Origin of the sequence: Runella sp. (assembly GCF_027484545.1) — a bacterium.
GTDB lineage: Bacteria > Bacteroidota > Bacteroidia > Cytophagales > Spirosomataceae > Runella.
Window position 1 is genome coordinate 26575 of the sequence record NZ_JAIXST010000230.1, and the last position, 8927, is coordinate 35501.

At 45.7% G+C, this 8927-nt stretch carries 8 protein-coding genes; 4 read left to right on the plus strand and 4 right to left on the minus strand.

Annotated elements, in window-relative coordinates; translation table 11 throughout:
* On the minus strand, positions 1 to 303 hold the full coding sequence (locus Q0081_RS21285; protein WP_298358237.1) for a hypothetical protein: 303 nt from the start codon (positions 301 to 303) through the stop codon (positions 1 to 3).
* 276 nt (positions 304 to 579) lie between these two features.
* Between Q0081_RS21285 and Q0081_RS21290 the strand changes: the two genes are divergently transcribed.
* Positions 580 to 2655: a S9 family peptidase gene (locus tag Q0081_RS21290; RefSeq protein WP_298358239.1), complete on the plus strand. Its 2076-nt coding sequence runs from the start codon at positions 580 to 582 to the stop codon at positions 2653 to 2655.
* An 89-nt stretch (positions 2656 to 2744) separates the two neighbouring features.
* Here the strand turns inward: Q0081_RS21290 and recQ are convergent, their stop codons facing one another.
* Positions 2745 to 4892, minus strand: coding sequence for a DNA helicase RecQ (gene recQ / locus Q0081_RS21295; RefSeq protein WP_298358241.1), 2148 nt, complete (start codon positions 4890 to 4892; stop codon positions 2745 to 2747).
* A gap of 186 nt (positions 4893 to 5078) precedes the next feature.
* Between recQ and Q0081_RS21300 the strand changes: the two genes are divergently transcribed.
* The 3 genes from Q0081_RS21300 to Q0081_RS21310 all read left to right on the plus strand — a co-directional run bounded on the left by Q0081_RS21300 (position 5079) and on the right by Q0081_RS21310 (position 6637).
* On the plus strand, positions 5079 to 5912 hold the full coding sequence (locus tag Q0081_RS21300) for a hypothetical protein (RefSeq protein WP_298358244.1): 834 nt from the start codon (positions 5079 to 5081) through the stop codon (positions 5910 to 5912).
* 78 nt (positions 5913 to 5990) lie between these two features.
* On the plus strand, positions 5991 to 6218 hold the full coding sequence (locus tag Q0081_RS21305) for a hypothetical protein (protein ID WP_298358246.1): 228 nt from the start codon (positions 5991 to 5993) through the stop codon (positions 6216 to 6218).
* A complete protein-coding gene (locus tag Q0081_RS21310; protein WP_298358249.1) occupies positions 6215 to 6637 on the plus strand; it encodes a putative toxin-antitoxin system toxin component, PIN family in 423 nt (140 codons plus the stop codon). Before Q0081_RS21305 ends, Q0081_RS21310 begins: the two co-directional genes overlap by 4 nt.
* Positions 6638 to 6752: 115 nt before the next feature.
* On the opposite strand, the gene Q0081_RS21315 is transcribed toward Q0081_RS21310, so the two are convergent.
* Positions 6753 to 7859, minus strand: coding sequence for an AAA family ATPase (locus Q0081_RS21315; RefSeq protein WP_298358252.1), 1107 nt, complete (start codon positions 7857 to 7859; stop codon positions 6753 to 6755).
* Positions 7837 to 8553: an RNA ligase family protein gene (locus Q0081_RS21320; protein WP_298358254.1), complete on the minus strand. Its 717-nt coding sequence runs from the start codon at positions 8551 to 8553 to the stop codon at positions 7837 to 7839. Before Q0081_RS21320 ends, Q0081_RS21315 begins: the two co-directional genes overlap by 23 nt.
* Positions 8554 to 8927: the final 374 nt, after the last annotated feature.

Below are 8927 nucleotides of genomic sequence, written 5' to 3' on the forward strand. Positions count from 1 at the left end.
TCAATGACGGGGTTTACGGCGCATATTATGCACATACTTAGCCGCATCGGTGATATGTGCAAAGGGTTTTATATCGGGATTTTGGACCAATTCTTTCTCTTCTTCTTCGGTTAGTTCATGGTGAATAATTTTGGCGTGTTGTCGAACATCCAAGCGGGGAATCTCGAAACCAAGTTCATCGGCTTCGGCCACATTTTCGGCTACTAACTCTTTTATAAATTCTTGCACCGATTTGCCGATAGCCTTGGCTTTTTTTGCAACGCGCTGCTCCAATTGGGTATCTTCAATCTGTATCGTAAGCATCGTTTTATGGTTACTTTTCTTACAAAATTACGTAAAAACAGGTCACATCCAAGCTACAACCGGCTTTATGTTCCTACCTAAATATATTTTCCAACCCCGCCTAACTCCCTCAAAATTGACCGATTGGACTATAGATTTGTACTAATTTCCGCTTAATTGACATTGGTGGTTTTAAAGGTAACGTTCAGTTATCCTTCCCCTTGTTTTTACCAAAAATACAGTATTTCTCAAAAGTTATTGTACTTTCCCCTTTTGAAAACACTATTGTGAATTGCTATGAATGAATCTCAACTAACACTGCAGCCACCGAAAGCAACTAAAAAACCGCACCGGCTTGAATTACACGACGACCTCCGCATCGACGATTATTATTGGTTGCGCGACCGCGAAAATCAAGAAGTGATTGATTATTTGAATGCCGAAAACGCCTATACCGAAGCCCTTTTAGCGCCCGTCAAAGAACTTCGCGAAAAGTTGTTTGACGAAATGAAAGCCCGCATTAAAGAAACGGATGAGTCGGTGCCTTACAAAGACGGAAACTATTGGTATTACTATCGCTACGAACAAGGCGGCGAATACCCGATTTACTGTCGGAAACACGGGTCGCTTGAGGCCGAAGAAGAAGTAATGTTGAACCTAAACCTTCTGGGTGAAGGCCATACTTACTACAACGCTACGTTCCCGGACATTTCGGACAACGAAAAAATTGCGGCTTTCGGCGAAGACACCGTGAGTCGGCGGCTGTACACCTTGCGATTCAAAAACCTGAAAACGGGCGAGTTTTATCCCGACGCCATTCCGGATACTGAAGGAGGAAATTACGCTTGGTCGACTGATAATCAAACGATTTTTTACATTCGCAAACATACGGAGACCCTGCTTGGTTATCAAGTTTGGCGGCATCGGCTTGGTACCGAAACCACGGAAGATGCATTGGTGTACGAAGAAGCCGACGACCAATTTTATCTGGGATTGGAGCGAATGAAATCCAAGAAATACATCGCGATTCTTTCTGACCAAAACGGCCTGTCGACTGAATACCGATTGTTGGAAGCCAATCAGCCAACGGGCGCGTTTGTGTCATTTTTGCCGCGCCAACGAGGACACGAGTATTATGTGGAACATTTTGAAGACCGATTCTACGTCCGCACCAATCGCGACGATGCAACCAACTTCAAATTGATGCAGGTATCTGAATTTCAACATGCCGATACGAGTCAATGGCAGGACGTAATCGGTCATCGGCCTTTTGTGTATTTGGAAGGATTGGAAGTTTTCAGGCGCTACTTAGTTTTACAGGAACGCACCGAAGGATTGCTGCAAATTCGCATTATTGAACAGGCTACTCAACACGAGCATTACCTAAACTTTGGAGAACCTGCCTACACGGCTTACGTAGGTACCAATCCTGATTTTGATACCAACACACTACGCTACGGCTACACTTCGCTTACTACGCCGAGCAGTACATTTGATTATCAAATGGATTCGCGCGAGCGTATTTTGCTCAAACAACAGGAAGTTTTGGGCGATTTTAACAAAGACGATTACCAAACCGAACGGCTTTTTGCCACGGCGAGAGACGGAGTCCGCATTCCCATTTCAATCGTCTATAAAAAAGACTTCCAAAAAGATGGAAAAGGACCTTTGTTGCAGTATTCGTACGGTTCCTACGGCTATTCGATGGACCCAAGTTTCAGTTCGGGACGTTTGAGTTTGTTGAATCGCGGATTTGCGTTTGCCATTTGTCACATTCGCGGTGGCCATGAAATGGGACGGCAGTGGTACGAAAACGGCAAAATGCTGAAAAAGAAAAATACGTTTACCGATTTCGTAGATTGTTCGCAGTATTTGATTCAGCAAAAATGGACTTCGGCCAACGGGCTTTTTGCCATGGGAGGAAGCGCGGGGGGATTGTTGATGGGCGCGGTGGCGAACATGGCTCCGCAGTTGTACAAAGGTATTGTAGCGCAGGTACCGTTTGTGGATGTAGTAACGACGATGTTGGACGAATCCATTCCCCTTACGACGGGGGAATACGAAGAATGGGGAAATCCCAACGAGAAAATGTATTACACCTACATGAAATCTTACAGCCCGTATGACAATATCGTAGCGCAGGAATATCCTAACATGCTTATTACAACGGGATTACACGACTCTCAGGTGCAGTATTGGGAACCGACCAAATGGATTGCCAAACTCCGCGAACTCAAAACGGATGACAATCAACTCCTGCTTCATTGTGATATGGAAGCAGGTCACGGTGGTGCATCCGGTCGTTTCAAACGCCTGAAAGATGTGGCGTTGCAATATGCGTTTATGCTGAATTTGTTGGGGATACGGGAGTAAAATCCCCTACAAATCCCTACAAATGTTAGGCTTCTCTGAAGCATTTATCAGCTTCGGAGAAGCCTAACATTTGTAGAAAATTCTATGAGTTATTTCCCCTTCCCCCAAATCGACAACGCTACCCTCAACTTATAATACTCATAGTTTCCTTCCAGATGCTCAAAAAGAGGTTTTAAGGCCCCACCCGGTGTTATCTGAAGTTGTTCAGCCGCTTCGGTGATGGTTCGGTATTCACTTTTGGTGAGGTATTGCCACACATCTATGTCATTACCATCTTCGTACAGTTTTGCCAAATGCGAATAAATCGTCAGTTCGTTGAGGTTGCGACGCTGCGCGATTTGGCTTGGCGAAAGCCCCTGTTTGTATAAATCAAGGGTTTCGATATAAGTCATCCCGTTGACGACGCGCGTACCGGGTTGCGTTTTGGAACGGGCGTATTCCAGAATTTCGTTGATGAACGCCTCGCCATAATGCGAAAACTTCGTCTCTCCTACCCCCGACACCTGCAACATTTGAAAGCGGTTGATGGGTCGTTTTTCGGCCATGTCCGACAAGGTAGCATCCGAAAACACGACAAAAGGCGGCACATTCAGCTCATCGGCAAACCGCTTGCGAAGTTGGCGCAGACGTTCAAACAATTCATCCCGAATAACTTCTTTCTTTGTTTTCACCGGTTCGGCCTGCTCTTCCTGACGCTGACGTTTTTGTTCGTACGACTCAAAACGCACCAATTCTACCTTACGCTCTCCGCGCAGTACCCGCCACGAAATTTCATTGAGCTTGAGAGAATGTGCTTCGTCGTAAGCAATATCAATAACGCCTGAATTAAGCATTTGTGTCAGGTATTCGGCCCATTCTTCCGCACGCAGGTCACGGCCTGCCCCAAAGGTCTTGATACGCTCGTAACCCCGCTCGGTCACGTTGCGGTTGTGCGAGCCGCGCAGTACGTCAATCAACAAACCCATCGCAATTTTTTCGTCCGTCCGGGCAATGGCCGAAAGGGCTTTTTGAGCCGGAACGGTGGCGTCAAATTTAGAACGCGGATTGCGACACACGTCACAGTTTCCGCAGTCGCGCTCGACGGTTTCGTTGAAATAACTCAACAAAATACGTCGGCGACAGTGGTCCGCCTCAGCATATTGTTTCATGCGGTCGAGTTTGGCAAACTGTATCTCTTTCAGGTGTTGCGGCAGTTCTGAGTTTTCAATCATGTCGCGCCGCATAATCCAATCAGCAAAACTGTAAAACAGCAACGTATCCGCTTTCAATCCATCACGGCCCGAACGGCCTATTTCCTGATAAAAACTCTCCACGTTGCCTGGCATATTATAATGCATTACCCATCGCACGTTGGATTTATCAATTCCCATTCCAAACGCAATCGTCGCTACCATCACCTGCACGTCATCACGAATAAAGGCATCCTGTACGTGAGAGCGCTCTTCGGGGGGCATTTTGGCGTGATAATGCCGCGCATTGATGCCCTTGGCTTGTAGCTTTAAGGCAATGTCTTCGGTCGTTTTTCGGGCCAAACAATAGATAATTCCCGACTGATTGGGGTGGTCGTTGATAAACTGTTCAATGACCTTGATCCGATTTCTGCCCGGCAATACATTGAGCGAAAGATTGGGACGGTCAAACGACGCCTCAAACACCCTCGCCTCTGGAACGCCCAATTGCTTCAACACATCGCGCCGCGTGACGCGGTCGGCAGTAGCGGTGAGTGCAATCACGGGCACGTCGGGGAAAGCTGTTTTCAACACGTGCAATTGTGTATATTCAGGTCGAAAATCGTGCCCCCACACCGAAACGCAGTGAGATTCATCGACGGCAAACAGGTTGATTTTGAGCGACCTGACAAAATCCAAAGAGCCCGAAGCAAAGAGTTTTTCGGGAGCAATGTACAGCAGTTTCAATTCACCCGCGTGGCATTGCTTTTCGATGGCGTATTGCTCCGAAGAACTAAGCGTACTGTTGAGATACGCCGCTTCAATGCCGTTGGCCCGAAGCGCCTGCACTTGGTCTTTCATCAGGGCAATGAGTGGCGAAACGACGAGTGTAATTCCTTCTTTCATCAAAGCGGGAATTTGAAAACACACCGACTTTCCACCGCCCGTAGGCATCAGCACCATGCAGTCATTGCCTGCCGAAACCCAATCAATGACCTCTGCCTGCAAAGGCCGAAAGGTATCGTAACCGAAATAGTGTTTTAGAATTTGTTCTTTACTCAGGGACATTTTTCTTCGTTTTTACAGTGGAAGAACCATTTTTTCGGAATTATTTGCCGCATTAACGATTCTCTCTTCCTAATTATGACTCCTTTGGTCGGTTAGAAGTAACTACTTATTTTAAGGTTCGGCAAGTAAGGAAAAACTTATCTAAACTTGTGCAACAATTCCAAAAACCTTCCTTCATTTACCTCTATGAAAACGTACTTCCATTTTTTTATTGCCTTGTTGTGGGCCTCCGCCGTCGTGGGCCAAAAAGTAACTTTGGTGAGTCTCGAAGACCGCCGTTCCATCGGAAACTCTTATTTCGGAAACCGGTGTGAACTCGAAATCAAAACCACGGGCGACGAAGTTAAAAAATACAAATACGTCAAAATCAAAGGCATTATCCGCGCTGTTGACAGCGAAGGAACCGACTTGCTCAATGATAAAATGGACAAGGCCGATTATGTCGAAATCGGTGACGAAAAGCTCAAAATTGAGCTAAAAAATCCGATGCGCAAAGCCACTTCCATCAAAGAAATTTCGGGTACGCTTGACTTATACAACCCTACCGAAGCCAACGGTGCTATCGTAAAAATAGCTAATTTTCAGGCAAAACCCAACGTGAATATGCTGCCCAAAAAAGCACCGCTTTCCGTTGTTTTTTTCACAAAAGAGTCGGTTGAAAAAATGGCCAAACAGGAAAAAGCCGAGCGCGAAGCCAAGATGAAACAACTCGACCCCGCCACGCGCGAAATCGCCACCGGACTCATGGCATTGGTGGATGGTTTTGGAGCGGGCATGGCGGGAGAAAATGAACTTTCGTTTTACGTAAACGGCGATATCAGCAAATTGGTTGATATGAAAGTGGAAGATGAAACGGGGAAAGAAGTACGGCGAAGCGGGCGCTTCATCTCAGGCGACCACCTGCATACCTACAGCTACGACGAAAAGCCAAATCCCAAATGGAAAATCAAAATCCTCATCGAAACCCCCGCCTCCGTCAAATCCGTGCCGTTTAGCTTGAAAGATGTGGAGTTGCCGTAAGACGCAAACTGGGCACGATTTGTTTGAGGAAAACGTTCTATGAGTTATATTTGAGTTGTACTCATAAAGTATATCGCTATGCAGCTTACCATTGAAATACCGGACAATAAAGTTCCTTTTGTCATGGAACTGTTAAAGAACCTGAGATTCTTAAAAATAAAGTCTGAACCAACAGCGGATTTTAGAACAAAGTGGGCTGAACTCTCCGCGGCATTGCCTCAAACCGAGCCTGATATTACAGAAGAGGAAATCATGGATGAGATCAAAGCTGTGCGTCGAAATCGTAACTCAGTGGCAACTCAATGAGAGTAGTGATTGATATCAACGATTATATCAGCGCCCTTATTGGCAAGAAACATCGTCTGAAGTTAGAGAAAGTACTTCTGGATAAAAATATTGAAATATTATCCGATGTTGTTCTTTTAGAGGAAATCAAAGAAGTTGCCCATCGCAACAAGTTCAGAAAGTATGTAAGTCTTGAAGAAGTTGATAGATTTGTTGAACTCCTTAAATATCGTTTAAAACCGACAATTGTAACGACTCAGGTAAACGCAAGTCCCGATCCTGATGACAACTTTTTGTTGGCATTAGCACAAGACGGTAAGGCTGATTACCTTGTTACAGGTGACAAATCTGATTTACTTTCATTGCAGACATTCAACGGCATTCCTATTATTCGTTTGGATACATTATTGGAAATTATTGATAACCAATCAAATATTTAATTGTGCAAGTCGAACTTGCACAATTAAATCAATCTATTTTTTGAATTAGTTGCATGGAAAAAGAGCGACGGTTAATCTTTTAATAAAATAAGACCAACCCCTCATCCGTACATTTTCAAACCACATACTTCACCTCCTGCGCTTCCCAGAGCGCAGGGACTTCCAACTTTCCCAACATTCGAGACAAAACGGCGTCCGGCACGGGATACGCACGATTCCTGTTTTGAGAAATCAGCTGACGGTAAGGCACTTCCAAATAAATAATCTTGGTTTGGGCCCCGTAACTTGTAAATAGATCAATCCAAATTTCACGCATCGAACGGCTGATGTTGGTGGCGTTGAACACAAACGGTTGCTTTTTGCGTAAAAAACCTTTGGCCGTTTCTTTGGCTTCCTGAATCACCCGTCCGTTGGCTTTGGCATCGGTCGGGTCTATTTTGAGCCTTCGGCGAATATCATCCAAACTCAATACCTCATATCCCCTCAAGTGTTTTTGGATATACGTATCTTTTCCCGTTCCGGGCAGTCCCGACAGCAAAATCACCTCTCCCTGCGTATCGTCAAAAGGTTCGTAGTCAGGTGCTTGGTCTTCTTTCCTAAAATAAAGAAATTGTCCTAAATTGGAGGGAAACGCAAAGAGTTGACCCCAACAATTCAACTCTTCACAATAGGATTTAAAAAGGCCGTTTCGGTACAATAAATCGGCTTGGTCCTGACAAATACGCCCTCGGCTATCAGCCTCCGCCAACAATCCCAACCAATGCATATTTACCTCCATATTGGCCTGTAAAATGGCTTTTTCGGGGTTTTGTTTCTCAAAAAACCACAGCGGAAGGCCGTGATAGCGCACCAACTTCGCGATTTGCTCCCGTAGCTCAAACGGCACGTCAGTATGTTGATACAACCACGTCCTGACGCTCAATTCCCCCTTTTTGGCATGACCTCTTGACGTAATCCGTCCGTCAGTTTCCAAAACCGTAGTCGAGCGTTTTTCGATGTCGTGCATCAGAGCCGCCGCCCACACCACTTCCTTCGCCTGCACATCCAAGTGCTGATAATCAGGCAATTTAGCAAGCTCTGCCAGCACCATTTGGGTATGCGCGGCCACGTCACCTTCGGCGTGGTGTCGGGCATCTTGGGGTGTGGTTTTCATGTCTTGCACCCAATCAAACGCCTTTTCCAGTTGCGCCCACTCTTTGTCAGTTGTTAATGTCCATATCATGCTCACCTCCTTCCCCAATTAGACGGGCTCTTTTCCAGTTTTTGGTCCAGTGCTCATCGGTTTTTACGTGTCCTTTTCGGACGTATTTACACACATTAGCCGCGAAGGCGTCCACCGCATATTCGTTTGCGTTTCGGGTCACTACGCCCTCCATCGAACACGGCTGTTGGGTGGCCACATCGAACGAATCAAAATCGCTTCGTTGTTGCGCCCACCGCAGCACATTTGCCTCAAAAACTTCTTTGGCAACGGGCGTAGACACCGTTTCCAAAACGGGCACGCAGGAAAAATCGAAGCAGGCGGCATAAAAAGCCGTTTCTTCCCACGACAGCCACACATCGTGATGACGAACGCCAAACACAAAAAAATGCGCGGGCAAAGTGCGGTATTCGATGGAATGAACGGCGTACAGATTTTCGCCAAACAGCTCTAAATCACCCAAATCATGTTTAATCAACTGCCACCGTTGCCGCAACTGCGCCGTCCAGGGCGACGTAGTGGGGGCTGCGTGGGAACGGGCAAAAACGCCCGCTTTGCTCAAACAATTATTTTCTCCGTCCATTTTTTCGGTATGAATCAAGGACGTTATGTTGGAAAAAGAGTGCCAATAATCGGAATAGATTCGGTCGTCGCTTGTGGTTCCAGGCGAAAAGGGGAAGTGATACGTACGACCGTATTTTGTTGAAATAGCCATTGTAAACTTGGTTAAGTTACGGTAATAGAGTTACTGAACGCCTGAAATTCAGGCGCTGATTTGTAGAAATCTATGCGTAACGTATTACATGACTATGCACTGATTGAAGGTTAATAGGCTACAAAGGTATGGGAAATTTTTGGGTCATTACTACCGTAAAATAGCTCGAATACCACCGCTTGGGTTTTGCAATTGAAGATATGAGTGAGAGAGTTTAATAGAATAATGACTACCCTCCCATAATTTTGCAAGAGGCACTTGCAAAATTATAGTTCACCATACTGCACAGGCTGAATGGCTCTCAGTACATTTTGTTCTAACTTTTTAAACTGTGAATACCAAACCAAAAATTGCTCCAAGCAAGTTGCAACCGC

What these genes read in the sequence shown, in the direction of transcription:
- Q0081_RS21285 (WP_298358237.1), bottom strand. Translation starts at nt 303, where the DNA reads ATGCTTACGATACAGATTGAAGATACCCAATTGGAGCAGCGCGTTGCA.
- Q0081_RS21290 (WP_298358239.1), top strand. Translation starts at nt 580, where the DNA reads ATGAATGAATCTCAACTAACACTGCAGCCACCGAAAGCAACTAAAAAA.
- recQ (WP_298358241.1), bottom strand. Translation starts at nt 4,892, where the DNA reads ATGTCCCTGAGTAAAGAACAAATTCTAAAACACTATTTCGGTTACGAT.
- Q0081_RS21300 (WP_298358244.1), top strand. Translation starts at nt 5,079, where the DNA reads ATGAAAACGTACTTCCATTTTTTTATTGCCTTGTTGTGGGCCTCCGCC.
- Q0081_RS21305 (WP_298358246.1), top strand. Translation starts at nt 5,991, where the DNA reads ATGCAGCTTACCATTGAAATACCGGACAATAAAGTTCCTTTTGTCATG.
- Q0081_RS21310 (WP_298358249.1), top strand. Translation starts at nt 6,215, where the DNA reads ATGAGAGTAGTGATTGATATCAACGATTATATCAGCGCCCTTATTGGC.
- Q0081_RS21315 (WP_298358252.1), bottom strand. Translation starts at nt 7,859, where the DNA reads ATGATATGGACATTAACAACTGACAAAGAGTGGGCGCAACTGGAAAAG.
- Q0081_RS21320 (WP_298358254.1), bottom strand. Translation starts at nt 8,553, where the DNA reads ATGGCTATTTCAACAAAATACGGTCGTACGTATCACTTCCCCTTTTCG.